This window comes from Nonomuraea sp. NEAU-A123 (assembly GCF_018603905.1).
In the GTDB taxonomy this organism is placed as follows: Bacteria; Actinomycetota; Actinomycetes; order Streptosporangiales; family Streptosporangiaceae; genus Nonomuraea.
Window position 1 is genome coordinate 510400 of sequence record NZ_JAHFZZ010000007.1, and the last position, 17749, is coordinate 528148.

At 71.7% G+C, this 17749-nt stretch carries 12 protein-coding genes; 9 read left to right on the plus strand and 3 right to left on the minus strand.

All coding sequences use genetic code 11. The features are described from left to right. Positions 1 to 31 precede the first annotated feature (31 nt). Positions 32 to 3439: a serine/threonine-protein kinase gene (locus KLK06_RS24585; RefSeq protein WP_214637912.1), complete on the plus strand. Its 3408-nt coding sequence runs from the start codon at positions 32 to 34 to the stop codon at positions 3437 to 3439. Between the two features lie 9 nt (positions 3440 to 3448). Continuing rightward, entirely contained in the window at positions 3449 to 4303 is an 855-nt protein-coding gene (locus KLK06_RS24590) for an alpha/beta hydrolase (RefSeq protein WP_214637913.1), read from the plus strand. A 48-nt stretch (positions 4304 to 4351) separates the two neighbouring features. Here the strand turns inward: KLK06_RS24590 and KLK06_RS24595 are convergent, their stop codons facing one another. Then, positions 4352 to 5071, minus strand: a complete 720-nt coding sequence (locus KLK06_RS24595; RefSeq protein ID WP_214637914.1) for a hypothetical protein — start codon at positions 5069 to 5071, stop codon at positions 4352 to 4354. Between the two features lie 235 nt (positions 5072 to 5306). Between KLK06_RS24595 and KLK06_RS24600 the strand changes: the two genes are divergently transcribed. The 3 genes from KLK06_RS24600 (at position 5307) to KLK06_RS24610 (ending at position 10386) form a co-directional block, all read left to right on the plus strand. Next, entirely contained in the window at positions 5307 to 6548 is a 1242-nt protein-coding gene (locus tag KLK06_RS24600; RefSeq protein WP_250906006.1) for a serine hydrolase, read from the plus strand. A 425-nt stretch (positions 6549 to 6973) separates the two neighbouring features. Next, the gene (locus tag KLK06_RS24605) at positions 6974 to 9910 is read left to right on the plus strand and encodes a hypothetical protein (protein WP_214637916.1); all 2937 of its coding nucleotides are present in this window, start codon (positions 6974 to 6976) and stop codon (positions 9908 to 9910) included. 125 nt (positions 9911 to 10035) lie between these two features. Beyond that, positions 10036 to 10386 (plus strand): hypothetical protein, encoded by a 351-nt coding sequence (locus KLK06_RS24610; protein ID WP_250905898.1) that lies wholly within the window; start codon positions 10036 to 10038, stop codon positions 10384 to 10386. A 189-nt stretch (positions 10387 to 10575) separates the two neighbouring features. Here the strand turns inward: KLK06_RS24610 and glnA are convergent, their stop codons facing one another. After that, the gene (glnA, locus tag KLK06_RS24615; protein WP_214637917.1) at positions 10576 to 11937 is read right to left on the minus strand and encodes a type I glutamate--ammonia ligase; all 1362 of its coding nucleotides are present in this window, start codon (positions 11935 to 11937) and stop codon (positions 10576 to 10578) included. 152 nt (positions 11938 to 12089) lie between these two features. Here glnA and KLK06_RS24620 point away from each other — a divergent pair, with 152 nt between their 5' ends. After that, positions 12090 to 12635, plus strand: a complete 546-nt coding sequence (locus KLK06_RS24620) for an EF-hand domain-containing protein (protein WP_214637918.1) — start codon at positions 12090 to 12092, stop codon at positions 12633 to 12635. Beyond that, positions 12632 to 13612 carry a terpene synthase family protein gene (locus KLK06_RS24625; RefSeq protein ID WP_214637919.1) on the plus strand — a complete coding sequence of 327 codons (981 nt, stop codon included), beginning with the start codon at positions 12632 to 12634 and terminating at the stop codon, positions 13610 to 13612. The genes KLK06_RS24620 and KLK06_RS24625 overlap by 4 nt, the downstream gene beginning before the upstream one ends. 35 nt (positions 13613 to 13647) lie before the next feature. Here the strand turns inward: KLK06_RS24625 and KLK06_RS24630 are convergent, their stop codons facing one another. Further along, positions 13648 to 14619 carry a DUF5937 family protein gene (locus KLK06_RS24630; RefSeq protein WP_214637920.1) on the minus strand — a complete coding sequence of 324 codons (972 nt, stop codon included), beginning with the start codon at positions 14617 to 14619 and terminating at the stop codon, positions 13648 to 13650. A 60-nt stretch (positions 14620 to 14679) separates the two neighbouring features. Here KLK06_RS24630 and KLK06_RS24635 point away from each other — a divergent pair, with 60 nt between their 5' ends. Continuing rightward, positions 14680 to 15891, plus strand: a complete 1212-nt coding sequence (locus KLK06_RS24635; protein ID WP_214637921.1) for an MFS transporter — start codon at positions 14680 to 14682, stop codon at positions 15889 to 15891. Positions 15892 to 15948: 57 nt separating this feature from the next. Further along, a complete protein-coding gene (locus KLK06_RS24640) occupies positions 15949 to 17721 on the plus strand; it encodes an NAD+ synthase (RefSeq protein ID WP_214637922.1) in 1773 nt (590 codons plus the stop codon). The last annotated feature ends 28 nt before the right edge of the window (positions 17722 to 17749 follow it).

The following is a 17749-nucleotide window of genomic DNA, read 5'->3' on the forward strand; positions in this document are numbered from 1 at the left end:
CTTTCGCCACACCGCACGCATCAAACAGCCCGTGAACGAACTGATCGACGGAGACCCTCAGCGGCTGGGCGGTTACTGGCTGGCCGGGCGTCTCGGCGCGGGCGGCCAGGGCGTGGTCTACGAGGGCTACGCCGAGGACGGCCGCCGCGTGGCGATCAAGGTGCTGCACGGCGACCAATCGGCGCAACTGGCCAGGGAGGCGGCCGCGGCGCGGCGGGTGGCCGGGTTCTGCACCGCGAGCATCCTGGAGGCCGAGCTGGAGGGGCCCAGGCCGTACATCGTCAGCGAGTACGTCCAGGGCCCCACCCTGCGCAAGGCCGTCACGGAGGGACGTCGCTTCGGCGGCGGCGACCTGCACCGGCTCGCCACGGCCGTGGCCACCGCGCTGACCGCCATCCACGACGCCGGCGTGATCCACCGCGATCTGAAGCCCGACAACGTGCTGCTCGGCCCGGACGGCCCGCGGGTGATCGACTTCGGCGTCGCGCGGACCGCGGAGATGTCGCTCACCGCGACGGGCCTGGTGACGGGCACGCCCACGTACATGGCGCCCGAGGTGTTCGGCGGGCAGCGGGCCGGGACGCCCGCCGACGTGTTCGCCTGGGGCGCGATCATGGTCTATGCGGCGAGCGGCACCGACCCGTTCGAGGCCGAGAACCTGGGCGCCGTCATGCACCGGGTGCTGTCGGCCCGTCCCGACCTGAGCGTGCTGCCCGCCACGCTGCGGCCGCTGGTGGCCGCGGCGCTCAGCAAGGATCCGCTGGAGCGCCCGTCCGCTCGCGAGCTGCTGCTGGCCCTGGTGAGCGCCGAGGGCGGCCTCGACACCGGCCTGCTGCTCGCCGCGGGCGGCAAGGAGGCCGCGCGGGCGGGCGTCCCCGCCCACGATCCCGCGCTGGGCACCCTGGCCGAGGAGGCGTACGCGCTGCTCGCCGCGGACGAGCGCGAGCTCGCGCCCGAGGTCTTCCTCCGGCTGGTCACGCTGAGCGAGCAGGGCGGCCTCGCGGTACGGCGGGCGCAACTGGCCGAGCTCGTCGAGGGCCGGCCGCTGCCCGAGGTCTCGTCGGTCACCCGGATCCTGGAGGTGTTCGGCTACCTGCTGTCCAGGGAAGGCGAGGAGGTCTGGCTGGCCCGCCCCGCCCTGCCGCTCGCCTGGCCGCGCTTTCGCCGCTGGGTCGACGCCAACCGGGACGGCCTGGCCGTACACAAGGAGATCCTGACCGCCGCGCAGCGGTGGAATCGGGCCGGGCGCAGGGACGGCGACCTGTTCCAGGGCAGCAGCCTGGAGAACGCGCTGCGGTGGGCGGCCACGGCCCGCCGGAACATCACCCTGTCCACCGCCGAACGCGACTTCCTCGACGCGGGCGCCGATCTGTCCAGGCGCAGGAGCAGGCGGACCAGGCTCGTCTCCGTCAGCCTGGCGGCCCTGCTGGTGATCTCGCTGCTGGCCACCGGCCTGGCCGTCCAGCAGCGCGCGGTCGCCGATGACCGGGCCGATCGGATCGCCGCGCAGCGCGACCAGGCGGAGGCGGCGCGGCTGGCGCAGTTCGCGGGCACGCTGCGCAAGAGCGACCCGAGGGCGGCGATGCTGCTGAGCGTGGCCGCCTGGCGGCTGGACCGGACCCCGCAGACCAGAGCCGCGCTGACCGCTTCGCTGGCGCAGCGCGAGGTCGCCGTGTTCAAGGATCCCATCGCCTCCGGTGACGCGCTGCGGCTGCTGAGCGGCGACGGCAGGACGCTGGCCAGCGTGAGCGACGACGCGGTGCGGCTCTGGGACGTACGCACCGGCGAACGGACCGGCGGCATCGCCCGGCTGGGCATCGCGGGCGAGCGGCCCCTGACCGCCGCCCTCTCCCCCACCGGCCAGAACCTGCTGGTGGCTACCAACAAGCGGGCGCAGGCATGGGACCTGCGCACCGGCAAGGCCGCCGGGACATGGACGTTCGGCCATGATGTGGGCGACGACACGGGCACGCCGGTCAGCGTCCGGTACGGGACGGCCGACCGCTACGCGCTGATCCGCCTCGACCAGCACGAATACACCTGGGACCTGCGGACCGGCACCCGGACGAAGGGCCCCCTCACCGCGCGCCCGGTCGTCTCACCCGACGGCGAGTCGGTGGTGCGGCCGGTGAGCGGCAAACTGCGGATCACGGACCGCGCGGGCGGATCGGCGGAGACTCTCGGGAACGAGGTGGACAAATGGAACGGCGGCGAGGTGACCTTCAGCGCCGACGGGCGGCTGCTCGCCTCGGCGAGCGGGCAGAACATCCAGGTCTGGCGGGCCTACGACCGGTTGCTCACCACGCTGACCCTGCCCGGCGGCACGGAGGACGATTCCGTGCCGCTGCCTCAGGTCGGCTTCGACGGCCACACGCTGCGCTATCTCAGCGAGGACCGCGTCTTCCCCGTGGACCTGAGCGACCTCGCGGTGCGCGCGCCGAAGGAGGCGCGCTCTTGGTCGTGGGCGAAGTTCGGTCCCGGCGCGCGGCAGGTCCTGAGCTCCGAGGACGGCTACCAGGTCTTCCTCGCCGGCCCGCGCGGGCCACTCGGCGCCCCGGTGCAGAAAAGGCCCGATTCCGACCCGGCGGACGCCGCGGCGATCAGCCCCGACGGGCGGCTGGCCGCGGTGGGTGGCATCAGCGGGTTCACGGTCATCGACACCGGCACGCGGCGCACGCTCGCGCAGGCGGCGCCCCACGGTGACCTGGCGGACTACGAGACCTCCTTCCTGGCCTTCAGCCCCGACGGCACGAAGCTGGTCACCGGGCTGCGCTACGTCGACGGGGACGTGTCCACCCGGTACGCGGTGAGCGTCTGGGACTGGAAGTCGAAGCGCCAGCTGTGGTCGTCGGCGGTGGGCGAGGTGCACGACGCCGACTTCTCCCCCGACGGCAAGGTGCTGGCGGTGGGGTCCGGCGAGCAGCACCTGTTCGACGCGGCGTCGGGCCGGCGGCTGGGCAAGCCGTTCGGGGGCACCGGCCAGGGCACGACCGTCACCGACGTGGTCTTCACCCACGACGGCAGGTCGCTGGCGGTCGTGGACTCCCGAGGTCGCGTGAGCGTCCACGACACCGCCACCGGGCAGCGGGTACGCCAGGCCGCCCTGGGCCGGCTCGCGGGCGGGGACGTCGTGGCCAGGTCACCCCGCGAGGACGTGATCGCGCTGGTCACGCACGACCACCGGGTACGGCTCGTCGACCTGGCCGCCGGCGCGGACCTGGGCACGCTCGGCGACGACCACGGCGACCTGTACGGCCCGGCGTTCACCGCCGACGGCTCGGGGGTGATCACCCTGGACGAGGCAGGGGCCGTGCGTGAGCGGCCGGTCGAGCCGGGCAGGGTGGTGGCCGCGATCTGCGCCCGCGCCGGGCGTTCACTGAGCCCCGGCGAGTGGCGAAGCTTCGTGCCAGGAGTGCCGTTCCAGAAGGTCTGTCCGTAAGATCCGGCTATGAGACTCGACGAGGTCTACGGCATGCGGGTCGCCACGTTCGGCACGGGATCGCGCCTGATCATCGCGGTGCACGGGATCACCGCCTCGCTGATGGCCTGGGCCACGGTGGCGCGGTGGCTGCCCGATGACTGGTCTCTGGTGGCGATGGACCTGCGCGGCCGCGGGCACAGCGCCGCACTGCCCGGCCCGTACGGCCTGGCCAGGCACGCGGAGGACGTGCTGCGCGTGGCCGACCACGTGGGCGCGGGACCCGAGACCGTGCTGACCGGGCACTCCATGGGCGCCTACGTCGCGGCGCTGGCCGGTGCCGAACGCGACTTCGCGCGCGTGGTGCTGGTCGACGGCGGGCTCCCGCTGCCGCTGCCCGAGGGCGCCGACCCCGACGCGGTCCTGGAGGCCGCCTTGGGACCGGCCGTGGAGCGGCTGCGCCGGACGTTCCCGTCCCCGGAGGAGTACGTCGGCTTCTTCAAGGCGCAACCGGCCTTCCTGCGCAACTGGAACGCCGACGTCGAGGCGTACGTGCGCTACGACCTGACCGGGACCGAGGGCGCGCTGCGCTCGCGCGTGGCCGGTGACGCGGTGCGCGAGGACGGGCGGTGGATGTTCACCGAGTCCGAGCGCATCGGCGCGGCGCTGACCGCGATCCGGGCGCCGCTCTCGCTGATCAGGGCGCCGCGCGGGCTGCTCGACCAGGACATCGGCATGCTGCCCGACGCGCTGGCGGCCACGTGGACCGCGCGCCTGCCCGGGCTCGCCGACGAGATGATCCCCGACTGCAATCACTACACGATCATGTTCGACGACCGCTGCGCCTCGATCGTCGCCGACCGGCTCACGTCCGGACCCCGCTGAACAGCCGGACGGCCCGGCACGATTCCGTGCCGGGCCGTCACGCCTTTCTTACGCCTCTCGTGGAGCGATCCAGGTGGCGCGCGCGGCGGCCACCAGCGTGCCGTCCACCTCGTAGATCGCGCTCTCGCCGAACAGCTTGCGCCCCTCGCGGCCGGTCGCCCGAGCCACGACGGAGTAGGCCCCGCCCGCGTACAGCCGCCGATGGATCTGTACGGCCAGCCGCCCGAGCAGCGCCGACTCGCCGGGCTTGAAGTGGGCCCAGCCGGTGATGCAGTCGAGCGCCGCACCCACGACGGAGGCGGGCACGCCGTCCTCGTCGGCGACCGTGAACGGCACCAGCCACCCGGCGGCCACCAGATCGGTCCCCTCCACCGGGCCGGGGAAGATCCGCAGCCCGTCACCCGGCTCGCGCAGCCCGCAGGCGAAGCACTCGGGGAAGGCGTGGCCCCGCCAGCCGGGGAACCCGGCCTCGGCGCGCGCGGCGTCGTTGAACGGCACGAACTCGGGCGCCGTCAGGTCCTCGGCCACCGGAATGGCCTCGACCAGGAGCCGATCACCCTCGTGGAGGTACACCGTGTTGGCGACGTGCTCCAGGCACAGGTCGGTCTCCAGAGGGGTGGGCGCGTGCAGCGTGACCTCGACCGCTGATCGATTGCCGCCCATCGCCTCCGCCATGGTCCCGGCTATCCAGCCGCCGTTGGCGACTCCGGCCGGTCCCCTGAAGCGCTCAGGGACGGTCAATACGGTCTGCAGGGCAGCCGTCGTCATGCCACACCCTCCAACATCGCCCTATATGGCGAAATATCCGAAAAGTCTCTTTGGAACGGACCGATTTTACCGGACGATCAGCTTCCCACACCCTCCGGGGGCTTTCGTCCCACCTCGTAACACCCCACAGGGGCGCAGAACTTCCCAGCGGCGACCCTGGCTGCGCCGGGTTGTCCATGTCCGTAAGATACGACGCCTACTTTGCAAGGACGTTACCTAGGAGCCAGAAGTGACGATGCTCACTCGCAGGAGTCTGCTCAAGGCGGGGGCCATCGCCGTACCCGCCGCCGCGATGACGGCTCGGCCGGCGCTCGCCGCACCCGTCCCGGTGGTGGAGACCTCGGGGACGGCTCCCGCGTCTTTGGCCGGGTTCGACAATGTGATCAAGACCTTCGTGAAGGAACGCGAGATCTCCTGCGCCCAGTTGGCGGTCATGAAGAGCGGAAAGATCGTCCTGGCCCGCGGTTATCGCTACAGCACCGGCGCCCAGGCGGTCCCCACCGTGACGCCGACGTCGCTGTTCCGCATCGCCAGCCTGAGCAAGAACATCACCTCCGCCGCCATCATGCGGCTGGTGCAGGACGGCAAGCTGAGCCTTTCGGCCAAGGTGACCACGCTGCTCGGCCTCACCCCCGCCGACACCCGGATGAACCAGATCACCGTGCTCCGGCTGATGCAGCACCTGGGCGGCTGGGACCGTGACACCTCCAAGCAGGACCAGCTCTGGCTGGACCACACGATCTCGGCCGCGCTGGACGTGCCGCTGCCGATCGGCCACGCCGACATCATCAAGTACGCCACCGGCCGGCAGCTCGACTTCGCCCCCGGGTCGAAGATGGTCTACAGCAACTACGGTTACATGCTGCTGGGCCGGATCATCGAGAAGGTGTCGGGTCTGTCGTACGAGACGTACGTCAAGACGAAGCTGCTCAAGCCGCTCGGCATCACGCGGATGCGGCTCGGCAAGAGCCTCAAGACCGAGGCCGCGTCGGGCGAGGTGATCTACCAGTCCCAGTACACCAACAAGTCGGTCATGGACGAGTCGGGCACCGTCGTGCCGTACCCGTACGGTGGCTTCAACATGCCCAACCAGGACGCCAACGGCGGCTGGCTGGCCTCGGCCGTGGACCTCGTCCGGTGGACGCTCGCCTTCGACCGGCCGGGTACGGTGCTGAGCTCGGCGTCGATCGCCAAGCTGTTCGCCAAGCCGGAGATCGGCGTCAACTCCTCCGGCGCCTGGTACGGCGGCGGCTGGTGGGTCAGGCAGGTGACCGGGCACCTTAACACCTGGCACAACGGCTCGATGCCGGGCACGTTCTCGTACCTGGCGCGACTGCAGAACGGCTGGAGCTACGCGGCGGTGTTCAACCGGCGCGAGGAGACCGGGACCCCGGACTTCGACGTGATCGACGGCCAGATGAACGCCGTCAAGATCACCACGTGGCCGACGACGGACCTCACCTCGAAGTACTTCTGATGTGCCGGCGCGGCGCCCCCTTGCCGAGGGGCGCCGCGGACAAGGTCGGACCGAGAGTGGTCCCCCGGACCTGTCCTGACGCGTCCTTCACCGTCAGGCCCGCGCCCGAGCATCCTGGGCGAATTCGATTTTCCTCATGTGCATTTCATCTCCCCGTATTCTTCCGCGTCCGCGGAATTAGTCGAAGCGCGGTCGATATTCCAGTCGACGCGACCAGCTCGGCGGGCACCCACGGGTGCGGAATCCCCTGGTCGGCAGCCATGACAAGGAGCCGACTGCGCGCGGCCAAGGCACCTACGGAGCGCCTGCTGTCGCTTGCGGGGTAATTTGCGCTTTGAATGTGACACGCGGGAGCGCGGACTTTCTTGGCAGGGCGGGCCGAATTCCAGTTGCCGCGCCGCCGATCGGGCCGGAACCATGGGGGCGTGATGCGATTGGCCTTTGGGGTGGTGTCCGGGCGGGACCAGGAGGTGTGGGACGTCCGCGGCCGTCCCGTGAGCGATTCCCCCGGGTCCGCGGTGGTCGTGGGCCCGGCCGGCGGTGATCCCCGGAGCTCGGCGGCCGAGCTGGCCCGGCTGGTCGAGGTGGGCGGCGTGGCGGTCGCCGGGGCCGGGATCGAGCTGAGCCAGGGGTTCAGGTCCGCGCGGCTCGACGGAGCCGGGGGCGATCGGCGGGATGCCGTTCTGGCGGCGCTCAAGGTGCTGGGCGTGGCGGGGATGAGCCGGTTCGGGGAGCGGACCGGCATCCTGGTCGCCCTGTTCGGACCGGCCACGACCAAGCGGGTGGCCGCGGCCGCCGGCCAGGCCGCGACCGACGGACGCTGGCCCGCGCTCCAGCTCGCCTCGGCGGCCAGCGACCTGCTCGGGCCCGAACAGCTCGAACGCCTCCTCGCGCTGAGCACCACACCCGGGCAACCGGACCCGATGGGACGCCTCACACCGTCCGCCCTGGCCGCCCACCTGGCTCGCGTGCTGAGCCCCTTCCCCGCCCCGAGGCGGCTGGAGTTGCTGCTCGACCTGTGGGACCAGGTGGCCGCGCACCAGGCGGAGCTCCAGCGCGAGCAGCGGATCATGGCCACCCAGGCCCGCCAGAGCAGGCTGCCCGAGCTGACCCTGCGCTACCGGAGCCACGAGGACGAGCTGCTGCTCGACCGGGTCCGCATGGAACTCGGCCCGGACCCCTCACTCGCCCAGGTCGCCCGCTGGACCCCGCACTGGGCCCACATGTTGCACCGGGCGCTCGACAACGCGCTGGCCGCGACCGTCCTGCTCCGCACCGCGGTGGCGGTGGCCGAGCACGGCGTGGCAGACGGCCTGGCCCGCTTCCGCGACCAGTTGGTGGCCGCCGCCGCGCGGCTCGACGACCAGGCGGCGGGCCGGGCCTCCCGCCGGGTCCCTGGACAGTGCGGCCTGCCCGCCCGGCCCGGCTGTTACGTCCGTGACCTGGCGAGAAGGGCCGACCCGCCCGAGCCGTACGTCAGGCAGCGGCTGGCCAGAGCCCGCGAGTACGGGCTCGTCGTCCTCGACGCCGTCCCCGAGCTGCTGGAGGCCGGCAGCGACCGATTAGGGCCGTGGGCGAGCACCGACCTGCGCAGGTGGCGCGAAGTGGTCGGCTACACCGCCACCAGGCCCCCGCGATCCTGGGAGCAGATCCCGGTCGCCGGTCAGCGAGAGTCGCTCGCGCGACGGCTGGCGGCGCAGCCGGACGCGGCGCCGTACCTGGTGGAAGAGGCCGGTGACCTGCTCTGGTACGGCGAGCTCGCCGACGCGGTCGCCCGCCTGCGCGGCCACGACGCCGCCACCGTCGTCCACGTCGGCCCGGAGGCGCCGGATGTCACCTTCGACCCGCCGCCCGGCGAGGCCGCCCCGCTGGACCCGCGCCTCGACTCGCTGCCGCTGGCGGTGGCGGGCGCGGCGCAACTGGTCTCACTGGGCGCGCGGGCGCCCCGGCGCTGCCGTACCTGGAAAGAGCTGGTCGACGGGCTCATCAGCGACGTGGACCTCGCACAGGCGCTGACCGGGACCTTCCAGGTGCCGGAGCCGCTGACCGCGGTGGACGACCAGGAGGTCCCCGGCACCGGGCTCCGCGTCGAGCTGGCGCGCGGCCCGCGCACGCTCGCCGAATGGTCGTCGTACATGGGCAACTGCATCGCCTCCCCGTTCTACGTGGAGGAGGCGACGGCCGGGAAGTGCGGGCTGCTGGCGCTGCGCGACCGCGACGGCGTCATCGCCGTCAACGTGGAGCTTCGGCTGGCGAAACGGCGCTGGCATGTGGCCGAGATGAAGGCCAGATTCAACACCGAACCGGAGCCCGGGGTGGGCGAGCAGGTGCTGCGGTTCGTGGCGGGAATCGCGCCACCGGCCCTACCGGAGCAGACCCCCGCACCCCGGATACCCGGCGAACGGCTGCCCGCCAGGCGCCCACGGAACCAGGCCTTCCTCGATCTGGCCGAACCGCTGGCGGCCCTGGCCTCGCAGGCGATGACCGCCCCGTCGGCCGCGTGGGCGATCCGCGTACTGGAGTCGCTGGCGGGCGCCGCCGGCGGCAGTGGTGGCCCGAGCAGCGAGGTGCTGGTCGCGTTGCGGAGGATGCGTCCAGGCCGGCTCACAGAGACCTGCCGCACCGCGCTGGCCCCGATGGGACAGACCTCAACCGGGCCGGCGTCAGCGGGGACGGCTTCAGCGCGGCCGACATCAGCGGGAACGGCCTCAGCCCGGCTGACATCAGCGGCGACGACTTCAGCCCGGCAGGCGTCAGCAGGGGCAGCTTCGCCCGGCCCGGCGGCCCGGCTGAGCGAGCTGTGGGCGGCGACGTGGGTGCGTCCGCTGGCCGGCGCGATCGAACAACTAGATCCCGGGCTCCGTGACCGCTACGACCAGCTCGGCCTGCTGCTGGTGGACGCGCCGCTGCCCGGATCGCTGCGCGGCCTGGCCCGGCACCGGGCGATCGCTCCCGCACGGACGGCGGAGCTGGTCGTACGGAGGATCAGGGCGGCCATCGGCCGGCTCGCGCGCGCGGCGGACCCGGTGCTCGCCCAGGCCATCGGCCGGGGCGCGGACACCGACGTCCTCTGCGCCCTCGTCATCGCCACCACGATCTGGCCACTCGAAACGGTCCCGGTGACCGAGCCCGCCCACACCAGCGTGCCGGGCTTCCCCGCGTCCACCCTCTCCGACGAGAACGGCCCCTGGCACCGAGCGCTCCCGGCCGCCGCCGAGCTGGGTGCCGACCTCACCACTTTCTGGGACCGCGTCGCCACCGGCGGCCTGCGCGTCCCACCCTCGTGGCTCGGCCACGGCGGCTGGCCCGCCCTGTGGAACCGAGCAGCCAGGAACTCCCGCAGGACCGGCTACACGGCCTGAGGACCCGGCCCGCGACAGCCAGCCACCACGAGGCCACGATCTGCGACTGAAGTATCCTGACAGGGGTAGCTGATGTGCACTACGACTTCTCCCCGCCAGTACTTCACGTGTGTTGGAGGGAAGCCATGAAAATCATCATCGCCGCCGCCGGGTTGTCGCTGATCCCCATGTTCGGCATGGTCCCCACGTGGGATGGCAGCGACCGGCACGAGGTGAGCAGATCCCAATATGAGGTCCTGATCGGTCAATGCCGATATGCCAACACCTCGCACGCACGGTCGAGGTGCCGCACGTCGGTCAGGGCCAACTACCGCGTGGGGCGGCGCGACCCCATGCTGGACTGCCGGACCTATTCCAGCGTTACCGTGTGCGGCACGTTGCATCTGAGCAGTAAGGAACGCGCCTGCGTGCGGGACTCCGTGGCCAAGCACCTGTCTTTCCGCCGGGCCGAGGTGGAGTGCTACGCCTTCCAATGATCGCCGCGTTCAAGACGTAGTCGTGGGGGCCCCCCCGCGGGGGGGCCCCCCCCCGGCCCCGGACGCGGCCAGGCCGGGGGGCGGGGCCCCCCCAACTCCTCGCCGCGCTCATCCGGTTGGGGGGGCCCCCCGCGGGCGGGCCCCCACGACCCGAGCAGAGAACTCTCAGCGGCAGGGCGTCTTGACGGGTCAGAGCACGGGCAGGTAGCGGCCCAGCTCGAACTCGGTGACGTGCCGCCGGTATTCGCGCCACTCCGTCCGCTTGTTGCGCAGGAAGAAGTCGAAGACGTGCTCGCCCAGCGTCTCGGCCACCAGCTCGCTCCGCTCCATGACCGCGATGGCCTCGTCCAGCGACTGCGGCAGCGGCTGGATGCCCAGGGCGCGGCGCTCGGCGCTGGTGAGGGTCCACACGTTGTCCTCGGCGGCGGCCGGGAGCTCGTAGCCCTCCTCGATGCCCTTCAGCCCGGCCGCGAGGATCAGCGCGAAGGCCAGGTAGGGGTTGCAGGCCGAGTCGAGCGAGCGGAACTCGATGCGCGTCGAGCCGCCCTTGTGCGGCTTGTACATCGGCACCCGCACGAGCGCGGACCGGTTGTTGTGCCCCCAGCAGACGTAGGACGGCGCCTCGCCGCCCTGGCCCGCGATGGCCTCCGCGCCGCCCCAGAGCCGCTTGTAGGAGTTGACCCACTGGTTGGTGATGGCGGTGATCTCGGCGGCGTGCTTGAGCAGCCCGGCGATGAACGAGCGGCCGATCTTGGAGAGCTGGTAGTCGGCACCGGCCTCGTAGAAGGCGTTGCGGTCGCCCTCGAACAGCGACATGTGGGTGTGCATGCCGGAGCCGGGGTGCTCGGTGAACGGCTTGGGCATGAAGGACGCCCAGATGCCCTGCTCCAGCGCGACCTCCTTCATCACCAGCCGGAAGGTCATGATGTTGTCGGCCGTGGTGAGCGCGTCGGCGTAGCGCAGGTCGATCTCCTGCTGGCCGGGCGCGCCCTCGTGGTGGCTGAACTCGACCGAGATGCCCATCGACTCCAGCATCATGATCGCCTGGCGCCTGAAGTCGTGGCCCGAGCTGTGCGGGGTGTGGTCGAAGTAGCCGCCGGAGTCGATCGGCTCGGGGCGCTGGCCCGGCTCGGGCCGGTTCTTCAGCAGGAAGAACTCGATCTCCGGGTGGGTGTAGAAGGTGAAGCCCATGTCGGCGCACTTGGCGAGCGTGCGCTTGAGCACCCAGCGCGGGTCGGCGTGCGACGGTGAGCCGTCCGGCATGAGGATGTCGCAGAAGATGCGGCCCGCCCCCGGCGTCTCACTGCGCCACGGCAGGATCTGGAACGTCGCCGGATCCGGCTTGGCGAGCATGTCGGCCTCATAGACCCGGGCGAAGCCCTCGATGGCCGAGCCGTCGAACCCGATGCCCTCGGCGAAGGCGCCTTCGAGCTCGGCCGGGGCTATGGCCACCGACTTGAGGAAGCCGAGAACGTCGGTGAACCAGAGCCGGATGAACCGGATGTCGCGTTCCTCGAGCGTGCGGAGCACGAACTCCTGCTGGCGGTCCAAAGCATCCCCTAGCGAAGACAGTACTGAGTTCTCTATCAGGATGCCGTGTCCGTGTTTCGCACACGTTACGTGGGGCGTCGGTGCGAGCCTCGCTGACAAAGAGCCCGGCCCGACCTATCGTGATCACGCAGTCAGTCTCGGGGGAGGCATTGGTGGCTATCGACCTGCTCAATCACAAGTTTGATCGGGCTTTCGACCACATCGACGCGGGCGGCGAGGGCGTCATCGAGCGTGAGGACCTGCTGGGGTTGGGTGCACGACTCCTGGTGGGATTCGGAGAGTCCCCAACCTCGGTCATCGGCAGCAGTCTTGTCGACGGCTTCGACGGGATCTGGTCGACCCTGTCCGGCGCGGTCGGCCGGGACGGCGACTCCCGGATCTCGCGGGAGGAGTTCCGTTCCGGCATGACGGGGGCCTTCGTGGCGGGCGACCTGTACGACACGGTGTTCCGGCCCGCCACGGTGGCCGTGGCCGACCTCTGCGACGACGACGGTGACGGGCTGATCGGGCCCCGCGAGTTCCGTACGCTGCTGAGCGCCTTCGGCACCGCCTACGACGACGTGGACGAGGCGTTCGACCGGCTCGACCGGGCCGCCAGAGGCGCGCTGACCGTGGACGAGCTGGTCGTGGCCGCCTGGCAGTACTACGTCAGCGACGATCCGAGCGCCGCGGGCAACTGGCTCTTTGGGCCCCTATGAGTACCGATGTGATCACCTCGGTGCGGACGGCGCTGCGCTCCATGCTCCAGTGGAAACCGCTGGCGCCCGGGCCGCGCAGAGGGGCGTCCGCCGCCGCGACGCTGCTGGTGCTCACCGAGCGGGTGCCCGCCATGGCGGCGCCGTGCCGCATGCATCCGGCCGTGTACGCGATCGAGGCGGCGGTCATCGACTGGGCGCGGCGAACGGAGCTCCACGCCGACCCCGGTGTGGGGTTCCACCGGATGGCGGGCCGCGCGTTCGCCGAGTTCGACGCGGCCGCGGCGGCGCTGTTCGCGCAGTGGCTGACCTGGCTGTTCAACCTCGACGACGAGCTCGACGAGGGGCCGGGCCGGCTGGAGGTCTTCCAGGGCCTGCTGGCGGGCGGGGCGGCCCACCCGCTGGAGGCCGCCTTCGCCGACCTGTGGCGCGTGACCAGTGCCCGGATGAGCGACCTGTGGCGGACCAGGTTCGCGGCCAACCTGCGGCGCCAGCACGACGCCTGCCGCATCGAGGCCGAGAACCGCGCCACGGGCCGCATCCCGACCCTGGAGCAGTATCCGGCGCTCCGCAGGGGGACCGTCGGACCATACCTCTACGACCTCGTCGAGCCGTGCCTGCGCGTGGAGGTGCCCGCGTGGGTGCACGGCTGCGAGCCGTGGCAGCAACTCGTCGACGCCTGCATCGACGTCACCGCCTGGTGCAACGACGTGGCGTCCCTGCCCAAGGAGCGCGGCGACGGGCACAATCTCGTCGTGGTCGTGATGCACCAGCTCGGCCTGGACCAGCCAGAGGCCACGGCCTGGGTGCTCGACCGGATCGCCGAGCGCTGCCAGGACATGCACGAGGCCGCCCGGCGCCTGCCGCTCGACACGCTCACGCCCAGGCTGGCGCGCGATGTGAGCAAGGTGGCCTGCGCCTACCTCGCCGCGCCGCGCGCCCACCTCGACTGGCTCCTCGAGTCCACCCGCTACACCTGACACCGACCGACCGCCCGCTCGGCGGCTCCTGACGGCTACCGGGCGGGCGTGGTCGCGGCCAGGGTGTCGCCCGCCGACGTGCGGCGGTACACGACCTGCTTGCCGACGCGCATCCCGACGGCCAGCCCGCCGCCGCTGAGCACGCTGAGGTGCTGGCTGACCGCGCCGGGCGTGAGCGACATGCGCCCGGCCAGCGCCGAGGTCGTACTGGGCTCGGCCAGCGCGAGCAGGATCCGCGCCCGGCTGCGCCCGATGAGCGCCGCCAGCGCCTCCGGCGCGGGCGGCGGGCCCTCCTCCCACAGCGTCCCGACACCCAGCACCGGATAGACCAGCATCGACTGGTACGGAGCCGACATCACCGCCACCGACGGCCAGTAGAACGCGCTCGGCACCAGCACCAGCCCATCGCCGTGCAGCCCGCCCAGCTCGCACCACGGCCGGTTGACGTGCAGCTGCTCCCCCGTCCACACCACCGCCGGATCGAGCCCGGCGAACAGCTCACGGGCGCCCCCCTGAGCCAGTTGCCGTGACCTGCGCAGCACGTCACGCTCCAGCAGCCCGTACACGCGGGGCCAGAACTCGGCGAAACACGTCTCCCAGTAGGCCCGCAGCGCGTCGGCGACCCGGGCCACGCCCGCCGCCGGATCGTCCATGAACCGTTCGATCACCGCCGGGTCCGCTCCGCGCACCCTGGCCGCCTCGGCGCGGGCCCGTTCCGGCGAGGTGAGCCGTACGCGATCGAGCTCGGCCGCGAAGTCCGGCAGCGGCGTGTCGGGCGGCGGGGTGATGAAGTCCGCCAGATAGCCGCTCGGCGGGACGAGGGCAAACAATTCGGTCATGTCCAGCCCCGCCAGCCGGGGGCGTACACACTTGATCCACGGCAGGTGGATCGACTGCCTGGCCGGGTCCTGCAGCGTACGCAGGCTGGCGACCAGTTCCCACATCGGGGAGAACGCGAACCTGATCCGCGCGACGTCCTCCGGCCGCATCACCCAAGTCACCGGCATACCTTTTAGTCTGCCCTAAATCGTTCGCCGCCGCCAAAGGTGCAATATCAACCTGTATCCGTGACTAGCAGCGTCGTTGAGAAGCCGTCGTTCCTGAAATCCAAGGTAGGTGGGCTGCCCCGGCCGTTCTGGGCTCTGTGGAGCGGCACGCTGGTGAACCGCCTGGGCACCATGGTGATGCCGTTCACCGGCGTCTACCTGACGCAGGCCAGAGGTGTGTCGGTGGCGGGCGCGGGGCTCGTGATGGCCGTGTTCGGCGCGGGGTCGCTGATCTCGCAGCTGCTCGGCGGGTGGCTGGCCGACAGGATCGGGCGGCGTGCCACGCTGTCCGGCGGCATGCTGGCCACCGCGAGCGCGATGCTGGCGCTGGGGTACAGCACGTCCCTGGCCGCGATCATCGGCTCGATGTTCGTGCTCGGGCTGGTGATCGACGTCTACCGGCCCGCGTCCAACGCCCTGGTGGCGGACCTGGTCTCGCCGGTGGAGCGGCCCAGGGCGTACGGGCTGCTGTTCTGGGCCATCAACCTCGGCTACGCGGTCGGGATGACGGCGGGCGGGTGGCTGGCCCAGCTCGGGTTCGGCTGGCTGTTCTGGATCGACGCCGTCAGCAGCGTGGTCTTCGCCGTACTGGTCTGGCGGGCGGTCCCCGAGACCCGCGCGCCCGAGCGGACGTCGGCGGGCGGGTTCGGCGTGGTGCTGCGCGACCGGGTGATGGTCGCCTTCACCCTCGTCGTCCTGGGGCAGGCGCTGGTCTACCTGCAGACCGTCACCATGCTGCCGGTCGCGATGGTCAAGCAGGCGGGGCTGTCCACTGGCGCGTTCGGGGCGGCGATGGCGCTGAACGGGGTGCTGATCGTCGTCGTGCAGCCGCTGGTGTCCGACTGGTTCGGCCGGCTGGACGCCGCCAGGACGTTCGCGCTCGGCCTGGCCGTCACGGGGGCCGGGTTCGCGCTCACCGCCTTCGTCACCGACGCGGTCTGGCTGGGCGTCACCATCGCCGTCTGGACGGCGGGCGAGATCGTCACGGCCGGCATCGCGGGCACCCTCGTCGCCGCGCTGGCGCCCGCGCACCTGCGGGGGCGGTACTCGGGGCTGTTCGGGTTCGCGTGGTCGGCCGCCGCGGTGCTCGCGCCGCTGGCCGGCGGGGCGCTGCTGGACGTGAGCCCCAAGGCCCTGTGGTTCACGGTGGGCGGCATCGGGCTGCTGTCGGCGGTGGCCATGCTGGCGCTCGGCCCGGCGATCAGGCGGCGAGCACTCGCACCAGGTCTGTGACAGAACACACTTTTCGTCGCTTGGACGATAAAAACGCCGTCGTACTAGGCTGACCGTGTGGCCCAACTGCGCATTGCCTTGGCACAGACAAACCCAACCGTAGGCGACCTCTCCGCCAACGCCGACCGGCTGCTCGCGTGGACTCGCGACGCCGCCGAACGCGGCGCGCACCTGGTCGTCTTCACCGAGATGTTCCTCACCGGTTATCCGGTGGAGGACCTGGTGCTGCGGACGTCCTTCGTGGACGCCAGCATCAGGACGCTGGGGGAGGTCGCGGTCCGGCTGCGCGAAGAGGGGCTGGGCGATCTGCCCGTGGTCGTCGGCTACGTCGACCGGACGGGGCTCGCGCCGCGCGCCGGCCAGCCCAAGGGCGCCTCGCTCGACGCCGCCGCCGTGCTCTACCAGGGCGAGGTGGTCATCCGTACGGCCAAGCACCACCTGCCCAACTACGGCGTGTTCGACGAATACCGCTACTTCGTGCGCGGCGACCGGCTGCCGGTCTTCCGGCTGCACGGGGTGGACGTGGCGATCGCGGTCTGCGAGGACCTGTGGCAGGAGGGCGGCCCGGTGGCCGTGGTGGGCCAGGCGGGAGCCGGTCTGCTGGTGGTGCCGAACGCCTCGCCGTACGAGAAGGAGAAGGACGACGTACGCCTGGAGCTGTGCGCGCGCAGAGCGCGTGAGGCCGGGTGCGCGCTCGTCTACGTGAACCAGGTCGGCGGCCAGGACGAGCTGGTCTTCGACGGCGACTCGATCGTGGTGGACGCGGCGGGCGAGCTGGTGGCGCGGGCGGGGCAGTTCCGCGAGGAGCTGCTCGTGGTGGACCTGGACCTCCCGGTCTCCACCGCCGAGACCGGGGCGTTCCCGCACGACGCGGGCGACGGCTCCACGATCACCGTGGACCGCCTGGTGCTGTCGTCGGAGCCGGTCGAGCCGCGCGAGCCGTTGCCCGCGCCGGTGGCCGAGCGGCTCGACCTGCACGCGGAGGTCTACTCGGCGCTGGTGCTCGCGGTACGCGACTACGTGGCCAAGAACGGCTTCCAGTCGGTGATCCTGGGCCTGTCCGGCGGCATCGACTCGGCGCTGACCGCGACTATCGCCTCCGACGCGATCGGGCCCGAGCGGGTGCACGTGGTGCTGATGCCCTCGCGCTACTCCTCGGACCACTCCCTCGGCGACGCCGAGGACCTCGTGCGCAGGCAGGGCGTCAACGCCCAGGTGGTGCCGATCGCCGACATCGTCGACTCCTTCGAGAAGGAGATCAGCCTGTCCGGGCTGGCCGCCGAGAACCTGCAGGCCCGCGTCCGCGGCATGATCCTCATGGGCCTGTCGAACGAGCACGGTCACCTGGTGCTGACCACCGGCAACAAGAGCGAGCTGGCGACCGGCTACTCCACGCTGTACGGCGACTCGGCGGGCGGCTTCGCGCCGATCAAGGACGTGCCGAAGACGATGGTGTGGGAGCTGTCGCGCTGGCGCAACGCCCATGGCGACCCGTCGTTCCACCTCGACGCCGAGCGGCCCATCCCGGAGAACTCGATCACCAAGGAGCCGAGCGCCGAGCTGCGGCCCGGCCAGCGCGACACCGACTCGCTGCCGCCGTACGAGGTGCTGGACCGGCTGCTCGACGACTATGTCGAGAAGGACATGGGCTCGCAGGAGCTCATCGCGGCCGGCCACGACCCGGAGCTGGTGACGCGCATCATCCGGCTGGTCGACCTGGCCGAGTACAAGCGCCGCCAGTACCCACCCGGCCCGAAGATCACCCCGAAGAACTTCGGCCGGGACCGGCGCCTCCCGATCACCAGCCGGTGGCGCGAGACGACCACCTGACGACGCCGATCGGCACCGGCGTCCGCCA